Source organism: Nocardia sp. NPDC059154, assembly GCF_042755705.1.
Lineage (GTDB): Bacteria > Actinomycetota > Actinomycetes > Mycobacteriales > Mycobacteriaceae > Nocardia.
In genome coordinates this window covers 210,997-233,121 of the sequence record NZ_JBHZCS010000001.1, presented here as the reverse complement: position 1 = coordinate 233,121, position 22,125 = coordinate 210,997, and the positions used below count along the sequence as shown (strand labels likewise).

Below are 22,125 nucleotides of genomic sequence, written 5' to 3'. Positions count from 1 at the left end.
ATAATGTATCCGACTGTCCGCAGCCGTGCGATTCGCATGGTGTGGGTGGGGATTGTGAACGAAAGACCAACCAGGTTCGACGAATTCGGGGTTCGACTAGGATGATCGACACTCGCCAGGCCCAACGCGCCTTCGATGCGGGAGTGCTGTCACTGGGGTTGAGCATCGAGGGCCAGGAGTCGAACCGGGACCTCGACTACGCCAAACTCGCCTTCCAGCGCGCGACCGAATGGGATCCCACCATGGCCGACGCCTGGCTGGGCCGGGCCGCCGCCGGTGAGGTCACCAAGGATGTTCTGAGCAACCTGTACAAGTGCAGCACCGTCTCGCTGGGGCGGGAACAGCGCCGGTTGGGGCTGGCGCCGCGACAGCTTGCCGGACGTTTCCTGCCGGGCCTCTACATCGATTACCCGCTGGCCGGTTTCACCGAGATCCACCTGGCGTGGGCCGCGCACCTGATCGCCGAGAAGCAGTACGACGAGGCCGAGCAGGTGCTCGACGAACTCGAAAAGCACCGGCGGGCACGGGCTTCCGAGCCGGATTTCGAAATCGACGGCCGCATCGCCAAGTACGTGCGCGGCATCCTGCACTACAACACCCAGCGCTGGCCGGATGTGATGACCGTGCTGGCCGGTTCCGAGGGCTGGGAAGACCCGTATCTGGCGGCCGGCGCACATGTGATGGTCGGCACCGCCTGTGCGCAGCTGGGTCTGTTCGGTGAGGCGATCCGCCGGATGGAAGCCGCTGAGGCGGGCCCGATTCCGGCGGCCCGAACCGCAGCCATGTTCTGCCGCGGTCTGTGCCTGCGCGAGAACGGCGCCGCCGACGAGGCGCAGGCGCTGTTCGAGAAGGTGTATTCGCAGGCACCGGATTTCGACGCCAACACCGCGGCCATGCGCGACCGCACCTACCGGATCACCCTCACCACCAAGGAGGTGATCGAGGCACGCACCGACAGGTGGGATCCGGCCTCGGCGCCCTCGCTGGAGGAGAAGCAGGCCGCCGAGCACGAGGACCGGGCCAAGGAGATCCTGGCGCAGGCGCGCGCCGAGCTGGACAAGCAAATCGGCCTGGCCGCGGTGAAGACGCAGGTGGCCAAGCTGCAGTCGAGTGCGCAGCTCGCGAAGATCCGTGCGGAGAAGGGACTTTCGAGCTCGGCGCGCGGTCAGCATCTCGCGTTCACCGGCCCGCCCGGAACCGGTAAGACCACCATCGCGCGCGTGGTCGCCAAGATCTATTGCGGCCTGGGCATTCTCAAGACCGACAAGGTGGTCGAGACCAAGCGCTCCGACTTCGTCGGCCAGCACCTGGGCTCCACCGCCATCAAGACCGACGCCCTGATCGACACCGCCATGGACGGCGTGCTGTTCATCGACGAGGCGTACACCCTGATCCAGCAGGGTCTTTCGGGTGGTGACGCGTTCGGCCGCGAGGCCGTCGACACGCTGCTGGCCCGCATGGAGAACGACCGCGACCGTCTGGTGGTGATCATCGCCGGATACGACGGCGAGATCGACCGCTTTCTGGCCTCCAACGACGGTCTGGCCTCCCGCTTCGCCAAGCGGCTGCAATTCCCGTCCTACACAGCCGAAGAGCTGGGCCGGATCGGTGAAGTGGTGGCGTCGAAGCGGGATTCGGATCTGTCCCCGGACGCGCTGCACGCCTTGGTCGAGACTTGTGGGCGGCTCTACAACATGGAGAGCACCGACCAGAGCGGGCAACCGCGCCGCGGTGTCGACGTGGCGGGCAACGGCCGTTTCATCCGCAACCTGATCGAGGCCGCCGAGGAGGAACGCGAATTCCGCCTGGCCAATGACGAATCCATCGATCTGAGCGCCATCGACGAATCGGTGCTCATGCGGATCGAGGGCCCCGACATGAAAGCCGCGCTGAGCACCCTGCTCGCGTCACTCAACCTGTCGTCGGCCGCCGACTGAGGGGCAACTGAACTGTGAACGACTTTCCGCGGGGAGCGGGCGGCTATCAGCCGGGCGGAAATGGTGGGAACCCAGTCGGGGACGGGGGCTACCCAGGAGACGGGCGGCACGGCCCGCCGCCGAGCGGTTACCCGCAGGGCGGTCCGGGCGGCTACGGCCAGGGCGGACCGCGCGAATACGGACAGGGCGAGCCGGGCTTCGGGCCCGGCGGACCCGGCAACTTCGCGCCGACCGGTGCGGCGAGCGTCCATTCACGCAGCGGGGACGGCGATTTCGGCCGCGGCGGGTTCGACGCGTTCTCGCACGGCGGCTCGCCCGTAGCCGCGCCGCCGCGACCGGCGCCGCCGCAAGCGCGTCCCCCGGCGGCGCAGTCCGCACCGGAGCCCGTGGAGCCTCAGGGGCAGCACTCACAGCCCTCAGCGAACCGGCCCGAGGCGAATGCCCTTGCGGCCGAGCTCCGGTCGGATGATCTCTGGTTGCTGCGGAATCTGCCGCTGCGGCTGGTGATTCCGGTGGCCTTGATCGGAGTCGCGGTCTCGCTGGTCGTGGTGGCGCTGCACGCACCCTGGTGGGCGGCGCTGGTGGCCGGGCTGGTGCCCGCCCTCATCGGGCTGGTGCCGGTGGCCGGGACCCCGATCGGGCTGCGGCTGGGACGATGGGTCGCGTATCGCTGGAAGCAGGCGCGGCGCGCGAGTCTCGACGAGAACGCCCTGGTCGACGTCCCGCTGCCCGATGGCGGCAGCTGCGGATTGCGCTGGGACGGCACGCTGTTGACCACCATGCTGCGCATCGATCCGCCGCCGGACACGCTGACCTTGCTACGGCGCGGTTCACTGAGTACCGATCAGCTTTTGCCGCTCAACGAGATCGCCGCCTGCCTGCGGCAATACGATGTCGAGCTGCATTCGGTCGATGTCATCAGCACCGGCACCCGCACCGCCAGCACCGAGGCGGTGATCTCCGGCTACGCGGCCAGCATCGCACCGCTGGGCCGCCTCTACGACGAGATCCTGGGCCCGCTGCCCGCCATCGCACACCGCACCATGTGGCTGGTGCTGCGCCTGAATCCGCTCGACAACGCCAAGGCCGTCGACAATCGCGGCGGCGGTCCGGAGGGCGCCCTGCGCTCCGCCCTGGTCGCCACTCGACGGGTCGCGAATCGCCTTGCCGGGCACGGCATTACGGCGTCCGTACTGACGACGTCGGAGATGACGACCGCGATTCGCGAGCTCACCCGCGGTATTCCCGTCGGCGAATTCACCGAGCACCCGGACAACCTGGAGCACAACGGGGTTCACCTGACGAGCTACCAGATCGATCCGCAGCTGTTCAATTCCGATGGCCTGGCCAAGATCTGGGCGGTCCGCAGCCTCGCCACCACGGTGACCGTCCGCCTGCAACCGGTCCCCGAGCCGGGCGCGAAGCCCGGCCAGCCCGCGAGCATCATCGAGGTGGACGCCCGAGTCCGCTACGACACCCCTTACGAGCACGGCGAACCGCCCGTCGCGGGCCTGAAGGAACTACCCCGCCGCCAAATGTGGGCGCTCATGGACATCCTCGCCTACGGCACCCAGGAGATTCGCCCCAGCGGCTACCGCGGCCCCGTCGACGTCCTCACCGACATCGCCATGCCGACCGCCGGCTGCGGCCAGCTCATCGGCGCCGACAACACCGGCAGCGGCATCGCGGTCCCCCTCATCGGCGACGGCTCCCGCCGCATCGACATCATCGCCAGCCTCCAACTGGCCCAACAGGTCATCCTCCGCGCCATCGCCCTCGGCGCCGGCGCGGTGGTCCACACCGCCCGCCCCGGCGCCTGGCAGGGCATGGTGACCAATGTCGCCGCCCCCCACGCCCTCTCCCTGGCCTCCTCGGTCACGCACAGCTCCCGGGGCACCGCCGTCACCGGCCGCCTCCCCAGCCCGGCCGCCACGGTCATCGTCTTCGACGGTGTCCCGGCCAGCGCTCCCCCAGGCTCGGCCACGGTGGTCACGATCCACGAATCCATTTCCGCCGACTACCAACCCGACGCCGACGTGACGATCGTCCAGCACCCGGACGCCCCACATACCATCTCGGTGCACACCCCCGCCACCATGACCACCGCCCAAATGGTCACCACCCCGGCGGAACAGCATTACCTCAGCGGGGCCACGGCCCGGCGCTGAGACACCAAGTCCCCCAGTGGATTCCCAAGGTGTGCCGCTGCTCGAACCTGACAGTATGCTTTGCAGGCGAGCAGCTCAGGTATGGCTGGTCATTCGTTTCGGGGGAAGTTCTACATGCGTCACGGTTTCAACCGACCTCGGTCGGTCCGCGTCCGGCCGCGCGCGGCGGCAGCAGCGTTCTTACTGATCACAGCTTTGACGAGTACCGGCTGCGCGGCCGATTCGCGTGCGGCCGAAGCGAACTCGGTAGATCTGAGCAAACTCGACACCGGCAGCTACGCGACCGCGCCGACGCCGGTCACCGCCACCGACGCGAGCGGGCGCATCACGGAGGCGCTGCGGCTCGGGAACACCATGCCGCTGCCGATGGAAATCGATCCCGCGCTGACCCACGACGATGGTGGTGTACACCCCTTCGCCCATATCTCCGAAGTGCTTCGTCCCGAGATGAAGGGCGGCCATTCGGCGTTCGGTTGGCTCAATGAGGCGGCCTTCACCAATGATCCGGCCGGATTCGTGGCGGGTTTCGCGACGGCCGCATGCACGGACGAGGACGAATCCCTCGGGTACCGGCTCACCGATGTCGTCATGGTCTTCGACAACGACGGCGACGCCGCCGCGGCCGCGGCGGACGAGGGGGCCAACGGTTTCCTGGACGTCGGCTTCGGGACGGGTGAGCCCGCGCAGTCGTCGGTGCACCCCGCCGCGCACCTCTCGTGGCTGCCCGACGACCAGTACCTCGCGACGTTCTACCCGACCGGGAAGTACCTCATCCTCACGCTGGTCAACAACGCCGAGAACTTCTACGCGAAGATCTCGGATCTCCCCGATCTGATCGCAAAGTCCGACAAGACGATCGACGTCACCGCCGACAAGCTGAAATCGTTCCAGCCCACCGCGCCGGACCAGGTCGACTCGTTGCCGGTCGATCCGCAGGGCCTGCTGCGCCTCACCCTGCCGCGCCCGGCCGGGGACCAGACGGCGCACGCATTCGACGGCGTACTCGACAGTCACGGAGCCCTGCACACCGAATCCGATGTGGTGCTTGCCCGCTCGTTGTACGACAAGGCCGGGGTGGACGCGGTCGCCTACGGCGCAGGAGCTCTGTACCGGACCCGGGACGCGAACGCGGCGAAGGACTTTGTGAAGTCCAACGTTGACAAGTTCCTCCACCGGATCGATTCGCCGCCCGGGCTGCCGAGCGCGTTCTGCGTGAAGTACCACGGCCCCGATGTTCATGCGTTCCCGTTCACCTGCTCGGTCGTCTATGGACGTTTTGTGGCGACGGTGTGGTCTCAGCAGCAGCAGGACGTCTTCCAGCGCATCTCCGCGCAGTACGCCATGCTCGCCAACGGGAAGTAGGGGAATCGTGAAGCGTCTCGGTGCTCGCCGCGGTTGCGGCAGAACAGTTCTCGGTGCGGTGTCCTTCGTCGTCGTGGCCGCCGTGACCGCGCCCGCCCTGGCCGGATGCGCCAGCGAGGTGTCCGGTACCGCGGCCGCCGCGGAGGTCGACGTCCGGGAACTCCCGGTCGGCAACTACCCGACCGACCCGCTCGACGTTCGGATGACCTACCGCCACAGCAGCGGCGAGGGATATGCGATGGCCATCGCGCGCCTCGCCGACAACATGGTCACCGGAGCGGACGTCGACCCGTCGTTCAGCCACAATCTGCTGTCCAAGTCGCTCACCTCGGCATCCAGCACCTATGCCATACTGGCCGACCCGGTTCGAACGGTGCTGGACGCCGGCAACATGGTCTACGGCTACTCCACCGCCTCCAGCACCAAACCGCTGGGCAAGTCCAGCGGTTTCAGCCTCTCCGGGAACTTCCAGCCCTTCGGCGGCGCGGACGTCGATCCCACCGCCAGTTCGTTCAACCTGACCGTGATCCAGTTCCCCGACCAGCAGAGCGCCCAGACGGCCGGACGGGACATGGAGGCCGCCGACTTCAACGTGGCCCCCGACCAGAACGTCCACGTCACCCTCACCGGGAACCCCGCCGCCATCGCCCATTGGCGGCCCGGCGTCCCATCGCTGGCGGCCGTCTTGACCGACGGCCCGTACGTGGTCGACCTTTTCGTCCAACAACCCACCGCCGACCTCGACGGCCTGCGCGGCCTCGCCGGCAAGATCCTCGCCGCCCAACTGCCCATGCTCGACCGCGCGCCCGCACTGTCGGCCAAGGAGATCTACCGCCTGGATTACGACCCCGACGACATGCTCCGCCGCACCCTGCACCCCAGCTCGTTGATCAACCCCAACCCAGACACCGAGATCACCCACACCGCCCGCGGCTACCTGCACTACGTCGACGATCAGACAACCTGGAAACCCTTGCTGGACAACAACGGCGTCGACCGGGTGTCGGAGGCCGACAAGGGCAGCCTCCTCTTCCGCGCCCGCGACCCCAAGTCCGCCGCCGCCCTTTGGACCGCCATCACCGCCCTGACCCCCGCCCCCGCAGAGGCCCCTGCCAAGGTCCCCGACGTCGCCTGTGCCGACAACCACGACGCCGCCGCCAAGAACACCGACAAGGACTACAACGCCTGGAACGTCGATGACAAGTACATCTGCACCGTGCGCTACGACCGCTACGTCGCCCGCGTCGCAAGCAACCAGCTGATCGACGTGCAGCAAAAGGCGGCGGCACAATATGCGCTGCTCGCAACCAGCCAGTACCTGTGAGATGTCCCCCAGCCGATTGACACGATACGCCTCACATCCAAACCTCCCAGTACACTCTGCACACCAGAAGCAAAGTGACACTGGCTGTTCGGTTTCGGCGGGGGGAATGCTCGACATGCGTCATGGCTATGGCCGACTACGGTCGGCCCGCATCGGAGTGCGCGCGGCAGCGACCGCGGTGCTGGCGATTTCAGTGCTGGTGAGTGCCGGATGCGGGTCGGAATCGCGTGCGGCCGAGGAGAACCCGGTCGATCTGAGCAAGCTGGATACCGGCAACTACGGAACGAAACCGCGGAATGTCCAGGCCAAGAATGCAGCGCAGATCGGTAGATACCTCGAAGCACTCCGGCTCGGCAACATCATGCCGCTGGCACAGGACATCGATCCGGCACTGACGCGCAATGTCCCCGACGTGAACCCGTTCACCGACGGCGACAGCTTCCTCGCGGACCAATTGGCGGGGAATACAGCTGCCTTCGGCTGGCTCAATATGACCGAGTTCGATGCCAATACACCTGGATTCGTCGCGGGCTTCCAGACCGGCGCACGCTCCAATGAAGATTCGACGATCTCGTATGAGCTCAAGGACGCCGTAATGGTCTTCGAGAGCAATGATGCGGCCGCCGCCGCCGCAAGTGCCCTGGCACGCAGCGGCTTCGGTAAGAACGAGGGGACCGAGCCAGCACACTCGGCCACGTACCCGAGTGCTCAGATCGCATGGATGGCCAAGGACCAAGCCCTCGCATCGTGGTACGCCACCGGGAAGTTCGTCATACTCGCCCTGGCCATCAACCACGAGAACGCAATGCTCGGCGAGTCGGACCAGCCCGGCTTGCTTGCCCTGTCCGACAAGGCGATTTCAGTCACTGCCGATCGGCTGAAGGCGTTCCAACCGACACCCAAGGACAAGCTCGCCGATCTCCCATTGGATCCACAGGGGATGATCCGGATGACCCTGATACGACCGGCGGGAGACTCGACCGCGTTCGCCTTCGACGGGACACTCGACGCGCACGGCGCCCTGCACCCGGATGATGACCCGAATGCCACCCGGGCCCTCTTCGAAAAAACTGGTGTGGATTTGGTGAGCTACGGTGCGGGCCAGGTGGTCAGGACCCGGGACTCCACGGCAGCCGAAACGTACATCGCCGATAAGAGCGCTGTGAAGTTCGAGCACCCAATCGACTCACCATCAGGGTTGCCTGGTGCGCGGTGTGTCGAGTATCGCGGGCCAAACCAAAGTGCAGCTCCGTTCAGTTGCTTTGCCGCGTACGGGCGGTACGCGGCAGAGGTTTGGTCCACGCAGAAACAAGATGTGTACCAAAGGATCTCGGCTCAGTACGCCATGCTCGTCAATAGCAGATAGGAACTGTTGTGAAGATCCTCGACGGCCGCCGTCGCGGCAGCAGAACCGTATTCGGCGTACTCACGTTCTTCGTCACCACGACCGTACTCGCAGGTTGCGGAACGACGGTCACAGGAAAGCCCGAAGCGGGCGAGTTCGATATTCGGAAGCTCTCGGTTGGCACCTATCCGATCGATCCGATCGACGTCCGAGCCTCGTACACCCACTCACCTTCGAGCGGAAGGGAGCTCGCAATCGGGCGGCTGGCCGATGCGGTCGCCGTCGGACCCGATGTCGATCCGAGCTTCAATCACGGCGTGATATCGGTGAATCTGCAGGTTACCGTGGGTATCAATCTGGTGCTCTCGGATGCCGCCAAGCCCGTTGCGGTACGCAACAACATGATGTTCGGCTATGCCGCGTCTGCCAGCACCAAACCGCTGTCCACCGCCCAGGATCCGGGCAGCCTCCTGATCTTCAGTCCCTTCGGGGGTATGAAGCCCGATCCCGACGCCACATCCTTCAATGTCACCGTCCTACAGTTCCCGGATCAGCAGCGGGCAGCCGCGGCAGCCGAACAAATGGAAGCTGCGGATTTCGATGTCGCGCCCGACCAGAATCAGCGGGTCAGCCTCGACAAATACCCCGAAGCCAAGGCTCATTGGCGCCCAGGCATTCCCTCGATGGGCACGTCGGTAGCCCATGATCGCTATGTCGTCAACGTTTTCGTTCAGCAACCGAGTCCCGATGTTGCGGGATTGAAGAGTCTGACAGAAAAGGTCTTGGCCGCACAGCTGCCGCTGCTCGACCACGCACCGGCATTGTCGCCTCGCGACGTGCTCCGTTTGGACTACGACCCACAGGGTCTGCTGCGGCGAACCCTACATCCCGGAACGTATCCCGCTCCGGATGCCGAAAACGAGCTCACCCGCACACCACGCGGATTCCTCCACCAGGTTGATGATCAAGCCAAGTGGAAGACCCTTCTCGATGACAACGGGGTTGACAGCATCGCCACCACACGCAACGGTGCACTGCTGATGCGGGCACGCGACCCCAATGCAGCCGCCGCTCTATGGTCCGGTATCACTAGTGCCGCAGGCACTCCGGCCAACCAGCCGACGGATGTCCCTGACACCGCATGCAGCGAGACCACCACACCGGTGACGAAGCCCCAGCGGTACGACGACGAACAGGCTTGGGACAAGTCCGACCGCTTCTTGTGCACCCTTCACTATGGCCGATATGTCGCACGCGTTGCCGGAACACAACTTGCCGACGTCATCCAACGCGCCGGCGCACAGTACGCCCTGCTGGCCAACAGCCAGTACATGTAAGGAAACCAGGATGAACATCGGACCAGGAACCCTCATCCGCGGCTACCGCATCGACCGAGTACTCGGGGCGGGAGGCATGGGCACGGTGTATCTGGCGAAGCATCCGGAACTGCCGCGCTGGGACGCGCTCAAGGTGCTCAACCCGCAATTCAGCCGGGATGCCGAATACCGGGCGCGATTCGAACGTGAAGCGAATCTCGCTGCGGCTCTGGATCATCCGAACATCGTCGCGATCTACAATCGCGGTGAGGACAACGGCCAGCTCTGGATCGCGATGCAGTATGTGAACGGCATCGACGCTGCGGAGGCCGCCGAACGGGACCCGCAGTCGATCACGCCATGGCGTGCACTGCACATCATTACCGAGGTGGGACGAGGACTCGACCACGCTCACCGCAGAGGCTTGCTGCACCGGGACGTCAAACCAGCGAACTTCCTATTGTCCATGGGCGACAACGGGGAAGAGCGTGTGCTGCTCACCGATTTCGGCGTTGCGAAGTCCACCGAGGACACCAACGAATTGACTCAGGCCGGTGGCTTCGTTGCCACCATCGCTTACGCATCCCCCGAGCAGTTGAGCGGGCACCGACTGGATCATCGTGCCGACATCTATAGCCTTGCTTGTTCCTTCTACCGTTTGTTGACCGGCCAGAACCCCTATCCAGGAACGCAACCGGCGGTAGTGATGATGGGCCACCTCAATGACGCGCCACCGCGTGCCACCGCGATAGACCCAACGCTTCCCGCTGCCGTGGACGATGTGATCGCCGTAGCCATGGCAAAGGACCCCACAGACCGATTCGAGACCTGCCATGAGTTCACAACGGCCCTGAAATCGGCCCTCGAATACGGGGTCTCCGGGCTTTCCATGGAAACCGTGCCGCACCATCGTTCGATTGCCGCGGTCGCGCCACCGGGACCCGCTGGCCCCGCACCTGCGAAATCCGGTCGAGGCAAGCGCACTTGGCTCATCAGCGGGGTGGCTGCCACAGTCGTCGCGCTGGCAGCGGGCGTGGGCCTCTGGGTTACCCACGATTCCTCCACGTCGGCAACACAGAGCGGGATTGCCGATGCTCGCGCACAGAACTCTGCTTTCGGCGGGAAATCCATTGTCGTAATGGATATTTCGGGCAAGAGCGGCGGATACTCCGCGACCATGGATATCCAGCTGAAGCCGGGCCCTCAATCGAAATTCTTCGAGGACTTGGGCTTCAACTACAACCCCAACTTCATCCGCGCGGGAGACGAACCGAACCCTCGCCCCATCGCGGTGGGATCCGATACCCAATACAAGGCACTGGCGGACGTCACCACTGGTTATCTGCTCGCAGTTCGTAGCGACAGTAGTGCGGGTGGCGGTGGTCTTGTGAATCTCCCCGACGCCATCGCCTCAACAAGGGCAACGGTCCTTGTTCTGGACGATCCGGCCGCCGTAGCGGCTATCCGTCAGTGGTCGGACAATTCCGAACAGGTCCTGCTCGACAAATTGCTCCCGATTCTACGCAAGAGCGTCAGGTAGCTGGGCGCTCTCCAGCTCGGTCGGCGATCGCTACTGGGTCGGCAGCGTATCCCAGTTCTTCAGCGCGTCCTGCTTGGACAGCGTGGGACCGGGGACCAGTTGACCGACGATTTCCCAGGGTGCCAGATGCGGTGTGGAACCCAGCCCGAGAATTTGCGCCGTCGCGAGATCCGGTATGCCGTAGCGGATCCCGTTGTCGGCTATGTAGAACAGATTCTCGCGCCGCTGAGTGCCGGGTTCGATGCCCGTGGTGCGGACGAACTCACCGGTGGTCGGCGGCACGTAGACGGCATCGACACGATCGCCATTGGCACCGTCCTTGGTGGCCAAGTCGACCGGCTTCTGCGAATCGGGTAGCGGAAGACGGGTGCCGAGCAACAGTTGAACCGTAGCTCGGTCCGAAGGCCCCTCGGTGGCATCCGCCTGTTCCCTGCCGAGCCCGCTCTTCTTGGCCCAGGTGACGCAGGCCACCGGGTTATCTTCCGCGGTAACGATCTTCGGCGTGGAGTTCGGGAAGTCGTCGACCGGCAGCGAATGAACCACCGGGATCCCACTGATCACGTCGGGTGTCACGGACTTGAAACCGTTCATACCCTGCGAATTGTCGGAGCCGATGACCTGCGCGGTGAATGTGGAGATGCGCTGCACACCGTCCGCCAGCACAACATACAGGTCGGATCGATCGGAACCATCCAGAGCCGCGACCTTGATAATGCCGCCAACCGGCACACTGCTCAGCTTGCCCAGACCGTTCTCACCGGTGCGCGGGATGGCCGGCGGAACAAGAGGAGCTACTTTGACTGCCGCGCCGATCAGATCGGTCGTCGCGGGCCGCGGCCGCTTGCCGCTGAGGCCGAGTGCTTGCGTGATCGAGTCCTTGGTTCGATCGAACTCCGCGACCTTACCGTCGTAGATCAGATAGTCCTTGCCGCCCTTGCTGGCCCAGATAGCAGAGCCCGTGTCGGCGGCCTTGACGCGATCGCTGAGTTCCAGGCTTCCAGAGATGACCGTGGTCTCAGCACCGGATGAGGAGGCTGCTCCGCCAGACGCCGATAGCGGCACCTTGTCACACAGCGTCCACTGGGACCTTTCCCCCTGTCCGGTGCCCGGCAAGGCTGCGGGCACACCTGGAATTCCGAGGATCGGGCCACGCGGAGCCGTGTTGAGCTTGCTGTCCTTGACCGATTTCGGGGTTTCACTGGTTCCCGAAATCAACCGCGCCGACGCGAGATTCAACGTCGGATACAGCGTCATCTTGTTCTTGTCGTCTTTGTCGCGCAGTACAACATAGAGTGCGCCGCTGTCCTTGCCCATCACGATGTTCGCATCGCCGATGGAGCCCTGGGGACGAATGAACGCCATGATCGCCGCACCAGCGACCACGAGCACCGCGAGAACCGCGCCGACCATCAGCGATCGGAACTGCGACCGCATCGGATCGTGCAGCATCCGCACATCACGGCGTACCAACGCGTGATCGAGTCGGCGCAGCAGGAAGCGGTACCCGTTGACCTGGGCACGGGTGCTCAATTGGGCTGGCACTGACCAAATCCTTCGTCGAACCGGGAACTACGGACACGTAGATTACTGGGCGCAAGCCGACGACAGCGCACCCCTCCTACAGACGGAGTGCGCTGTCGTGAGCCGCATCGATGTCCTCGCTAGGCGAAGGACTGGCCGACCTTGCTGTCCGCGGCGAGGGCGTTGTGCAGCGCGTTCTCGACCGCGGTGGCAACAGCGTCCAGCGTCGAGAGGCACTTGTCGGCGTAAGCGGAATCCCATTCGGTCTTCGCCTGGTTGACGAATTCCAGAGCGCCGTTCTCGGCACCGCTGTTCGGGTCCGACCACGCCTGCTTCAGCTTCTGGTAAGCCTGGCCGAAGTCGCTGCTGGTGTCGTTCGCACTCGTACCGTCACCGGCAACCGCGACCAGGTCGCGGTGGTACTGCCGAAGCGTATCCACGAGTTGGGTCATCTGAGTCTTGTCGTAAAGCATGAGCGTTCCTTTGCAGTATCGAGAGTTCGTAGTGGGCGTCGGCCCTATTACCCGAGGTTGGTGAGGGCCTTCGAGAACTCGTCCTGGTTGGAGATGTCCACGTTGGAGAACACGTCGGTACCAGCGCCGACCTTCTCCTGGAAGTGGTCCAGGGCCCGGTTCAGGGCCTGGGATTCGCTGTCCCAAGCCTGCGCGGCCGACTGGAAGGAGTTGGCCGCGTCGCCCGCAAACCCGCTCTTGGAGTTGTCGACCGTGTCGGTGATCTTCTTCAGAACGTCCTTGATCGACGCGACCACGTCGGCCATGTGGCTCTGCGCCGCCTTCGCGAGCTCCGCTTCATTTGCAACCATCGTCTGTACCTTGCCTTTTCTTGGGATGGATAGGCGATGCGTTGCGCATCACCGGTTCGGGTTGATCAGCTGTAGGTGGGTCACAGGTGACTCACGACAGCCACCTCCCCCCAGGCAGCGAGTCGATCAAAGTCGAGATCGACTGCGCGATACGGTGATCACTGCCCGGTGTCAGCGTGGACCAGAGTTGCTGGTCCGGGGCGACCCCCGGTGCGGCCACGATGCGGCCCCGTGCGGTGTCGTAGACAGCGACGGCTCCGGGCGATCGGTCGGTGAGGCCGTCGGCGTAGGCGTAGGCCACGATTTCGGCGTAGGCGTGGGTGGCGGACAGGGCGAGGCCGTAGGTGGTGGCGTCGGTGTCGGGGACGCCGAGGTTGTAGACGGTGCTCGCGTAGTCCGCGGAAGTTGTTGCGGTGTCGAGGCGTTCGGCCAAGTCGGCGGACTCGGCGCTGAAGGCGGCGAGATCGGCGGGCGGGCAGGAGCCGAGTGCGTCGAGGAGGGGGCGGGCGAGGGAGGCGCCGGAGCCGTCGGACCACAGGGGGTGGATGTCGAGGGTGTCACCGCGGCGGATGGCGACGGCATGGTCTTCGGCGCGGCGGGTGACGCAGACTCGGATGGGGCCATCGGCGGTGTGGACACGCATGGCCAGTTCACGGTCGGGCTGAGCCAGTACGAAAAGCGCTGTGGCGGTATCGGTATCGACATCACCGTGGGCGTCGACTATGCGGCGGGCGCGTAGGTCGGCGCGGGCTAGCTCCTGCGCCTGTTCCCATTCCTGGTAGCAATCCTGCTGCGGGCCGATCGATAGCACCAGGGGTAGGGTCTGCACACCTAGGTGTCCAGCGAGTGCGATCACACCGTCGTTGGTGAGGGTTGTCATGAAGCCGCCTCTTGACCGGACTCTTTTGCGCCGGAGGCACTTTCAGATCCAGTACTACCCGCGTTGAACGCGATGTCGACCGGGGCGCGCTGCGCGGACGGTTCTATTCCGCCGAGCACGGCGGGCGCGACCTGCATGCCGGAGGTGAGGCCCAGTTCGGCGTCGCCGGTGGGCGCACCCACGAGTCCGGCGCGCGGGATGTGCTCTTCGTCGTTGTCCTGCCCCGCACTGCCCATGGCGGTGGGTGCCATCGACGTGCCGGTCTGCTGAACCGTAACCGGCTGTGTCACAACACGTTGCGTCGTCGTTTCCTTGGCTTCGACCGTTGTCGCGCGCACCTGGGTCAGCGGCATCGGCGGCAGGTTGAGCGAGTCGAGGGACAGGGTCGGCAGCGATGTCGGCGCGACCGAAGGCGTTTCCGGGGTTTCAACAGGTTGGGCCGGTTGCTCTGTAGGCGCCAGCCCTGCGGTCACCTGCGGCGGCGCTTGGTGCTCCCAAGGTTTGGCCAGCGATTCGGTGGCGGCCTCGTACGTCCGCATCACCCGGGCTGCTTCGGCTTTCGCCTTCTCGGCGTCGGTCTCGGTCATCGCCAGTCCGCCCAGCAGCGGCAGGCCGGCGGCCATACCGAGCTGCTGCATCAGTTGCTGGAGGTCTTTGAGCTTCTCGACCTCGTCGACGTCGGGCATGGTCAGCTTCGCGAGTTCATATGCGGCAGCGTGTGATTCCGCCTGTGTGGCGTTACCGGCGGCGGCCGCCGCGGACGCACCGAGCCAGTCCCGCAACGCCTTGATGCGTTCGATGAACGGCCCGCTGTTCTTGGATTCCCAAGCGCTGTCGAGGATTACGAGAATCCGCTCGTATTCGACGGCGGCAGCCGCGAAACCCGCGCTCAATCGCGTCCACGCGAGACCGGCCTCGGCGGCGGGTACCGCACCGGCACCCGTCACCAGGTCGCGCGCCAGCTGTTCGGGCGGCCGGGATTCCCAAACCGTCTCGGTGAAGCCGGGTTTCGTCGGTTCCAGCATCGGGGAAGGTCTCTCTGCTCAGCCGGCGAAGCCGAGGACGGACTGCTCCTCGACCTGCCCGAAGGTGTCGAACTGACTACGCAGCGTCGAAGCGAGATTGCGCAGTTCGGTGACACCGTCGCCGCCGGAGGCCACGAAGGACGCGGCCACGGCGTTGAGCGTCTGCGCGGCGCGCTGTGACACCTCGTCCGCTCCGGCGGGCGCGAAGTCGAGCTTGACCTGCTCGACGCCCAGTCCGTTGGCGATACGGTCGGCGAGCGCGTCCAGCTGGGCCGCGGCATCGCGCGCGGTCGAGGCGTCGAAGCGCAGACCGTCGAATGCGTTGGTGCTCATGCCAATCCTCCTGTTACCCCTGGCAATTCGGTACCTACATCACAGTGATCTCAGAGTGTGAGCGCCTTGTCCGGCGGCTCTTCGATGGCCTCGATGGCGCCGACCACCGGCAGCACCACACCCTCGATGACACCGACGACCTCGTCGCCGTGCGCGCCGGTGACCAGGCCCGAGCGGTCCGAGGTGGACTCTTCATCGGCGGCGCCGGCCCGACCCGCGGCACCAGCGCCCGAGGCCATCCCCGGCGAGGTGGTGGCGGTGGTGCGGCCGGTCGCCTCGGTGGTGGTCTTGGGAACTCCGCCGCCGGAGGTGACCTCACCCGTCGGAATCCGGCTGGTGCTCGGCGTGTTCGTCGGTGTCGTGGTGGTGGGCACGCCGCCGAACAGGGTGCTGAGCGGACTGCCGCCGCCACCGTCGGTCTTGGTGGTGTCCGGGCTGTCGGTCTTCGCGGCGTCGTCGGTCTTGGTGGTGGTGTTCGTGGGCGTGTTGGTCTTGGTGTTCGTATTGGTGTTTGTGTTCGTGTTGGTATTGCTGTTGCTCAGAGCCGAACTGATGTCGCTGACGCCGGTGGAGACGGCCGAAGCACCCTTCTCGACCAGCTTTTCCGCGACCGTCGGCGCGGCGCTGGCCATGGGCTGCAGCGCGGTGCCCACCATGTTCACCAGATCCGCGATATTGGATGCGATCGGCGCGCCCGCGATCATGATCTTCGTTCCGGCCGCGGTGATCTCGGCGGTGCTGCCCGCCAGCTCGGCGCTGGTCTTGGCCGCGATGGCCGTGCCTTCAGTGATCGCGTCGGTCGCGGTCGCGATCAACCACGGGATGCCGGCGGGAGTCGCCAGCATCGCGATGCCCGCGGTCACCTCCGCGACGAATTTCGCGATGACAGCGCTGATTTCGGCATAGCCCTCGGCGACGATGGCCTCGGCGCTCAGCAGAATCCCGTGCTGCTGAGCCCCCTGCGCGGCCACCTCGACACTGTTGGCCTCGACCGTCTTACTCTTATCCTCCGCGGCATGAGCGGCATCGCCGGTCCAGGTGTTCATGACCGTGCTCGTCGCCGACTTGCTTTGCGACACAGCGGAAGTCAGCGCACTGATCAGCGAGGTCAGAATGGTCGCCGGATTGAAACTGCTGTTGCTCAGGCTCCCCGTCCCGAACGACTGCAGCAAACTGACGACCGGCTGGATCAGACTCGTCACGTCGATCGTCGGCAGCGTGGGCATCTGTATCCCCGACAGATCCGGCAGGCTGATCGACGAAAGTTGTGGCAGCTGAGGCAATCCCAGATTGCTCAATACATCCGTGACCGGAGTATCGAGGTACTGACCGATCGGACTGCTGCGGAGCTCGTCCAGCACGGTCGGATTCGACGGGTTGGTCACAGCACCGTCGATAGGAAGCTCGCCGCCGAGGTCACTTCGTTGGCGCCGTAGGCCCCGACAGCCGCGTACGCCGTGGTCGCGGTGTCCGCGTGGACCGCCGCGATCTCCGCGGAGGACAACAGGTAATTACCCTGCGCGACAGCGAACGCCGCCAGGAACTCCTGCCCGATCAGCCCGAACACCGGCACCGCCTGCGCGAGCGCGGTAGCCACATCAGCTCCGGCTGCCCCCGCGACCTGCGCAGCGATGCCCGCCTTCTGAGTGCCGTACGCCAAGATGGGCGCGAATTCCGCCGCCACATGATCGGCCATGAGTGTCCCTCCCACTACCTATGATCGTGCTCAGACTACAAGTGCGAAAATTCTTGTGCCAGACCGCAAGATGCAAACTCTGGCTCAAAGTTCTGTAAACAAACCGGCCTAGCCGGCCATCTCCTCGTTGAACCGGTCGACGACCTCGGCCCGCCGCTCGAACGCCTTCCGCGCCGCCTGCGCCGCAGTCGACACCACAGCCTGCTCGAACTCGGCCGGCGTCATCCGCGAAACAGCGCTGGTGAACCGCAGATCCTTGAGCGCCCCGTTCCCGTCGACCTCGGCCGTCACGGCCCCGTCCTCGGAAGTCTCCCGCCCCCGAACCGCAGCCATCTGATCAGCCAAATCCTGAAACCGATACAGCTGCCGCCGAACTTGCTCCTGCAGCTCATCCATAGACGAAACCACGCGCGCCCCCTCTCACACCGTCCTGAGCCAACTCTGCGGCTCAGTATCGTAGTCCTGCTCCTCGACAATCTCCTGTCGAGCTACGTCGGCTTCGGTGGGCAGCCCGGTCCGAGCAAGGCCCTCAGCACCAAGCCCGGCCTCCTCCAACTGCTTCCGCAGCGCGAGGCCGGCTCGGTTGGCAGCCTTCTGACACAGCCGCAAGATCTCCCCAGCGAGCTGCTCCGGATCCCGATGCAGCTCAGGCGATTCCACCTTCACCGCCAGCGGCAGCCCCTGGTTGGTCGCCCGCACCCGAATCGAGCCCGACGTGTTGGCAACCACCAGCGAGGCCCAATCCCCCTCACCAGCACCAGAACTGACCGCCCCCGACTCAGTCATGCCGAACTCCCTCCCAGTTAGCTACGCGTATGAGTACCATAAGACATTGACCCTCTGCCACTGAGATTCCCAAGGATCATCGGGCCAAGGTTGCACGCTCGGCGTTCGAAAGCTCACTGCCCGCGTTCTTCCCGGATAGCCTGCACCACGGCGGCCACTCGGCTGTTGATCGCCGTCACCAATCGCTTGGAATCCGCTGGCACCGCGATGAACGGCAGTTCGTCACCGCCGATTACATATCGACCGTCGTCCTTGACGTCCCGCCAGTCCAATTGCCGAGCGGTTACGCCACGCGGACCGAACTTCGAGGAGCCCTGAACCACTTCGACGGTCCCCATGCAAGCCATCGACGCGGTCAAAAAGCGTTTCGCCCGCTGGCTGACCGGATCCTCGAGAATATCGTCGATGATCGAGCGACTGTGCTCATGGTCGTAGCCGCTGTCTGGCTCGCCCGGCATCGGCAGGGTGATATCCGACTGGCGACCGGCTGGTACTTGCGGCAGGGCTGCGACGACCAACTCTGCCAGAGCCACCGGATCACACTCGGTGACCGCGAATCCACCGCTGTGCAGATAGGTTTCGCCCGGCAACTGCTCGATCACGAATCCGTGGGAACCTCGACGTAACGCAACTATCCGAACCCGGCCATCTGCACGGGTCGGGTTATCACCGTCAAAACCATTGACAGTGATTCTGATATCCGGTTCAGCGATTGCGTCGGACAGCAGATCCAGCTGCCTGGTCCATCTGTCCTGCAGACGTTCATAGACCTGTCGCTTCTCGCGAAGGTAGTCGTAGTACATCGGGGTTCGACTGGTGTAGAGAAACGGAGCAGGCATAGCTTCGCCAGCGGCTTGCTCCCAAAGAACCACGAACTCGAGATCCTCCAACCGCAAGGCCGCCATCACTTCTCCGCCACCGGGGTGACCGCTTCCGGAACAGCCTCGAAGACACCCTCGAGATTCTCACCGGACTTGAGGTAGTCGGGCCGCTTGTGCTCCTTGCCACCACCTTGACCCGCAGCACCCGCGGCACCCATGGGGCTTCCGGCCATACCGGAACCCGACGATGTACCGGTGCTCGTGGTGCTTCCGGTGGCCAAACCCGCGCGCGAGGCGGTCACCGTCTCGGTCTTCTCATCGGTGGTCACGGCGGCACGCGGAAAGAGTTGGTTCTTCGGGGTATCGACCTTTGGAGTGGTAGTCGGGCTGCCGCCGGTCGGCGTACCACCGGGAGTCCCGCCTGGCGAACTCGGATCCGCGGGAGTCGTAGGCGTCAGCAGGGAAGCAAGTTGCTGTTCCAACTGCTGCGCGGAGGTATCCGTGGCCTTTTGAGTGGTCTGCGCAGACATCAGGGACTGGATCAAGCTAGACCCCTGCGACGCAAGCGATTCCACCATTTGAGCACCATCCTGGGCCAGCGTCGTCAAGGCTGAGGTGATCGTGGAAAGCGTCGTATCCGTATTGGTGTTCGTCGGATTCTGCGTAGTCGGCGTTTGCGGGGTCTGAGGGGTGTCGGTGGGCGTGGTCGGCGTATCCGTGGGAACAGTTGGAGTCGAGGGGTTTCCGCCTGTCGGATTACCGGATGGGCTGATCTGCGGTGTATCCGCGGGCTGATCCTTCTTCGGCTGTTCCGGTTGCGGAACAGGCGGCACATCGACCTTCGGGACCTCGGGCTGAGGAATCGCTACGAGCGAGGTGTTGTATTCCATGATTCCAGCGACGTAGTAGGCTTCGCAATCTTCCCGATACTTGCTGAGAACCATCTCCATACAGTCTTTCGCAGTGGCTGCAGCGTACGTTTTGTTGCCATCCGTAGCAGTAAAACGTGTCGTCGTGCTCTTGCCGCCATTCGTGTTCTTTGAAGGCGTGGGAGCAGATACGACGGGCGCCGGACCTTTCGGCATGCGGTCGGCCGTAGCTTTCAGCCACCCTTCAGCCTTGTAAAGCCGGTCCTCCACATCACCCATCTTGGATGTCAGGTCAGTTATCGCTGTCCGCGTAGTCTCCACCGCAGCCAAAGCAATGGGCCCGGATCCGCTTGTCCACGAGTTTCGAAAATGCCCCTCGTTGGTATCCGTCTTGAAATTTGTTACAGCCTTGTTGAGCTCATCCTTCATCCAACCCCAATCGGCGGCGAGGCGACCAGGAACACCATGAATACTCTCCCCGAGCGCACGCAGAGGGTCCCAATCCTTGACGTATGGATTCTCGGGCCATGCAACTCGATCACCCTTCAGGTCAAAGTCCGTGTACGTATACGCATGGGTCCGCGACCTATTCCTGCCGTTTTGAGTATATTTCTCAACCGGTTTCGGTGTCGGAACCTTACTACTGACCTTGGAGTAGTCAGGCCCCAGACCGGCCGGGTTCGTCAGCTTGTCAGGCATCTTCTGATTCAGGAACCCGGCGATCGACTCGTCTTCGGCGTTCTTGAATTCCTTAATCGCTGCCTTGAACTTTTCCGACAGGTCCTTGACAGCGGCGATGTGCCCATTGAGCGCCCCACCCAGGTCGGTGTCGAGCTTCCGGAATCCCTCCGCCCACGACTCTCCCGAGTTGAATTCCTCAGGCGGACCGGCGAAACTCTCGACATTTCGCGATCCCAGGAAGGATTGGACCGTGAGCAGGTGCTCGATCAGTGTGCTGCAGGCACTGATTGCCGTCGACGCCACCTTCGGGTCGAAGTCCACTTTGCTGCTGTCGACCATCCGGGATCCTCCCCCACCTATGACCTACATCGGAAGCGCCGCAGGCGCTCCAGCCCAAGGCGACCTTATCTTGCCTAGCATCTTCAGGGTTCGCCACCGTCAGCTCGTCGCCGACGATCGGCTAACTCAACGCGGCAGGTGCTCCGCCAGCACGTTCGCCAACTCCTCCGCGTCCCTGCAGAGTTGGCCGGAGTCCACACCATTGACGCTATAGCCGTGCAGCTCCGATCGAGCGAAGCCGTACGACGTGGGCCACACCACGTAACACATCACGTAGTGGTTGGCACCGGGATCGTCGACCTCAACGAATTCTTGGCCGTCGATCGTGTCCCCGACACGAACGGGCCGCGGTGACGAGTGGTCGGCCATGCGTTTCGTCCTGAGGAACAACCGGGCGGAGTCGTATTGCCTATTAGGAGAACGGTCGGTGTTCCAATCGCAGCGTCGTTGTGTCCGATCATCCTCATTGAGAGTCTGACGCGTGAATCCGAATCGCTGCAGCTGGTCCACGGGGAGTACACACGGGTTGGGCAGCTCGACCGGGGACGTCGGTACGGATGTCGCAGAAACCTGTGTGGCCTGATCGTCCACGCTGGTGCCGGAATTCCGTTGACTCACTGCCACCGCTGCAATGGCCGATACGACGGCCACGCCTCCTACTGCCGCCACCAACATGAGTTTGCGGTTGCTGTTAGCACTCGGCTCCGACTCTGGGGTGGCGGGCGTTCGAGCCGGTTCTATCCCCATCCGGCCTGTCGATCCTTCTGCAACATGGCCGGAAAGCCGCCGCCCCATTACTTCGAGCGCCGTGTCGGGGAAGAGATTGCGCGGGAGGGCCACGCCGCGGGAGCCTTGTTCGCGCAGGAAGACTCCGCCGCCGATCGTGATCAGGTCCTTGACCTTGTCGTAGGGGATGGAGGTGGTGCCGGTGGCCAGGAACAGTTCCAGCGAATCCTGGTGGAAGCGGGCCGATATCGGGGTGCCGGGGGCTGTATAGGCCGCGATGCTCGCATTGCGTTTGATCATCTGGACGCCGGTGGCCACGAGGCCGATGACGACTGCAACCGCCAGCAGAACGAGGTACGAGACGAACAGCCCTGAGATGCTCCAGCCCGGCGAGTTGGCCGCGATGAAGATCTCGATGAAGCGGCGGGACATGAGAATCAGCGGAAGCAGAAGTACGAATCCCCAGGTGTATGGGGAGCGCAATCGCGCCAGGGCCAGGACCCGGCTCAAGCGTCGGGTGGTTTCGGCATCCGATACGACGGTCACTTCCAACGGCAGCCCGGGTAGCGATGTATTCGACGCCGGATAAGACTGTTGCGGCTGGTCCATCGATGCCCCCGATCAATCGTGTTC

Annotated in this window: 21 protein-coding genes; 8 read left to right on the top strand and 13 right to left on the bottom strand. The window is 64.4% G+C overall.

Features of this window, described 5'->3' with window-relative positions; translation table 11 throughout:
• Positions 1 to 101 precede the first annotated feature (101 nt).
• The 7 genes from eccA to ACFXN1_RS00815 all read left to right on the top strand — a co-directional run bounded on the left by eccA (position 102) and on the right by ACFXN1_RS00815 (position 10,992).
• Complete coding sequence (gene eccA, locus ACFXN1_RS00845; RefSeq protein WP_379437252.1) at positions 102 to 1,937, top strand: type VII secretion AAA-ATPase EccA; 1,836 nt, start codon at positions 102 to 104, stop codon at positions 1,935 to 1,937.
• Between the two features lie 14 nt (positions 1,938 to 1,951).
• Positions 1,952 to 4,105 (top strand): type VII secretion protein EccE, encoded by a 2,154-nt coding sequence (eccE, locus tag ACFXN1_RS00840; protein WP_379437253.1) that lies wholly within the window; start codon positions 1,952 to 1,954, stop codon positions 4,103 to 4,105.
• Between the two features lie 195 nt (positions 4,106 to 4,300).
• The gene (locus ACFXN1_RS00835; protein WP_379437255.1) at positions 4,301 to 5,467 is read left to right on the top strand and encodes a hypothetical protein; all 1,167 of its coding nucleotides are present in this window, start codon (positions 4,301 to 4,303) and stop codon (positions 5,465 to 5,467) included.
• Positions 5,468 to 5,474: 7 nt separating this feature from the next.
• The gene (locus ACFXN1_RS00830) at positions 5,475 to 6,791 is read left to right on the top strand and encodes a hypothetical protein (RefSeq protein ID WP_379437256.1); all 1,317 of its coding nucleotides are present in this window, start codon (positions 5,475 to 5,477) and stop codon (positions 6,789 to 6,791) included.
• A 106-nt stretch (positions 6,792 to 6,897) separates the two neighbouring features.
• On the top strand, positions 6,898 to 8,157 hold the full coding sequence (locus tag ACFXN1_RS00825; protein ID WP_379437258.1) for a hypothetical protein: 1,260 nt from the start codon (positions 6,898 to 6,900) through the stop codon (positions 8,155 to 8,157).
• 8 nt (positions 8,158 to 8,165) lie between these two features.
• Positions 8,166 to 9,473, top strand: coding sequence for a hypothetical protein (locus ACFXN1_RS00820; RefSeq protein ID WP_379437259.1), 1,308 nt, complete (start codon positions 8,166 to 8,168; stop codon positions 9,471 to 9,473).
• A gap of 10 nt (positions 9,474 to 9,483) precedes the next feature.
• Positions 9,484 to 10,992 carry a serine/threonine-protein kinase gene (locus ACFXN1_RS00815; RefSeq protein WP_379437261.1) on the top strand — a complete coding sequence of 503 codons (1,509 nt, stop codon included), beginning with the start codon at positions 9,484 to 9,486 and terminating at the stop codon, positions 10,990 to 10,992.
• A 30-nt stretch (positions 10,993 to 11,022) separates the two neighbouring features.
• Here the strand turns inward: ACFXN1_RS00815 and eccB are convergent, their stop codons facing one another.
• From eccB to ACFXN1_RS00780, 7 genes are all read right to left on the bottom strand, one after another.
• A complete protein-coding gene (gene eccB / locus ACFXN1_RS00810) occupies positions 11,023 to 12,534 on the bottom strand; it encodes a type VII secretion protein EccB (protein WP_379437262.1) in 1,512 nt (503 codons plus the stop codon).
• A 119-nt stretch (positions 12,535 to 12,653) separates the two neighbouring features.
• Entirely contained in the window at positions 12,654 to 12,986 is a 333-nt protein-coding gene (locus tag ACFXN1_RS00805) for a hypothetical protein (protein WP_379437264.1), read from the bottom strand.
• A 47-nt stretch (positions 12,987 to 13,033) separates the two neighbouring features.
• Entirely contained in the window at positions 13,034 to 13,336 is a 303-nt protein-coding gene (locus ACFXN1_RS00800; RefSeq protein ID WP_379437265.1) for a WXG100 family type VII secretion target, read from the bottom strand.
• 91 nt (positions 13,337 to 13,427) lie between these two features.
• Positions 13,428 to 14,216: an ESX secretion-associated protein EspG gene (locus tag ACFXN1_RS00795; RefSeq protein ID WP_379437266.1), complete on the bottom strand. Its 789-nt coding sequence runs from the start codon at positions 14,214 to 14,216 to the stop codon at positions 13,428 to 13,430.
• Positions 14,213 to 15,241: a PPE domain-containing protein gene (locus ACFXN1_RS00790; RefSeq protein WP_379437267.1), complete on the bottom strand. Its 1,029-nt coding sequence runs from the start codon at positions 15,239 to 15,241 to the stop codon at positions 14,213 to 14,215. The genes ACFXN1_RS00795 and ACFXN1_RS00790 overlap by 4 nt, the downstream gene beginning before the upstream one ends.
• Before the next feature lie 18 nt (positions 15,242 to 15,259).
• Positions 15,260 to 15,574: a PE family protein gene (locus ACFXN1_RS00785; RefSeq protein WP_379381670.1), complete on the bottom strand. Its 315-nt coding sequence runs from the start codon at positions 15,572 to 15,574 to the stop codon at positions 15,260 to 15,262.
• 50 nt (positions 15,575 to 15,624) lie between these two features.
• Positions 15,625 to 16,620, bottom strand: a complete 996-nt coding sequence (locus ACFXN1_RS00780; RefSeq protein WP_379437268.1) for a hypothetical protein — start codon at positions 16,618 to 16,620, stop codon at positions 15,625 to 15,627.
• Here ACFXN1_RS00780 and ACFXN1_RS00775 point away from each other — a divergent pair.
• The gene (locus ACFXN1_RS00775; RefSeq protein ID WP_379437269.1) at positions 16,619 to 16,852 is read left to right on the top strand and encodes a hypothetical protein; all 234 of its coding nucleotides are present in this window, start codon (positions 16,619 to 16,621) and stop codon (positions 16,850 to 16,852) included. The two genes, ACFXN1_RS00780 and ACFXN1_RS00775, sit on opposite strands and share 2 nt — an antisense overlap.
• A gap of 103 nt (positions 16,853 to 16,955) precedes the next feature.
• Here ACFXN1_RS00775 and ACFXN1_RS00770 read toward each other — a convergent pair whose 3' ends face one another.
• The 6 genes from ACFXN1_RS00770 to ACFXN1_RS00745 form a co-directional block, all read right to left on the bottom strand.
• Positions 16,956 to 17,270 (bottom strand): hypothetical protein, encoded by a 315-nt coding sequence (locus tag ACFXN1_RS00770; protein WP_379437270.1) that lies wholly within the window; start codon positions 17,268 to 17,270, stop codon positions 16,956 to 16,958.
• Positions 17,271 to 17,378: 108 nt separating this feature from the next.
• Positions 17,379 to 17,666 carry a YbaB/EbfC family nucleoid-associated protein gene (locus ACFXN1_RS00765; protein WP_379381666.1) on the bottom strand — a complete coding sequence of 96 codons (288 nt, stop codon included), beginning with the start codon at positions 17,664 to 17,666 and terminating at the stop codon, positions 17,379 to 17,381.
• Positions 17,667 to 17,690: 24 nt separating this feature from the next.
• Entirely contained in the window at positions 17,691 to 18,056 is a 366-nt protein-coding gene (locus tag ACFXN1_RS00760) for a hypothetical protein (protein ID WP_379437271.1), read from the bottom strand.
• Between the two features lie 113 nt (positions 18,057 to 18,169).
• Complete coding sequence (locus ACFXN1_RS00755; RefSeq protein WP_379437272.1) at positions 18,170 to 18,961, bottom strand: ESX secretion-associated protein EspG; 792 nt, start codon at positions 18,959 to 18,961, stop codon at positions 18,170 to 18,172.
• The gene (locus ACFXN1_RS00750; protein ID WP_379437273.1) at positions 18,961 to 20,766 is read right to left on the bottom strand and encodes a hypothetical protein; all 1,806 of its coding nucleotides are present in this window, start codon (positions 20,764 to 20,766) and stop codon (positions 18,961 to 18,963) included. Before ACFXN1_RS00750 ends, ACFXN1_RS00755 begins: the two co-directional genes overlap by 1 nt.
• 126 nt (positions 20,767 to 20,892) lie before the next feature.
• Positions 20,893 to 22,038 (bottom strand): hypothetical protein, encoded by a 1,146-nt coding sequence (locus tag ACFXN1_RS00745; RefSeq protein WP_379463460.1) that lies wholly within the window; start codon positions 22,036 to 22,038, stop codon positions 20,893 to 20,895.
• Positions 22,039 to 22,125 lie beyond the last annotated feature (87 nt).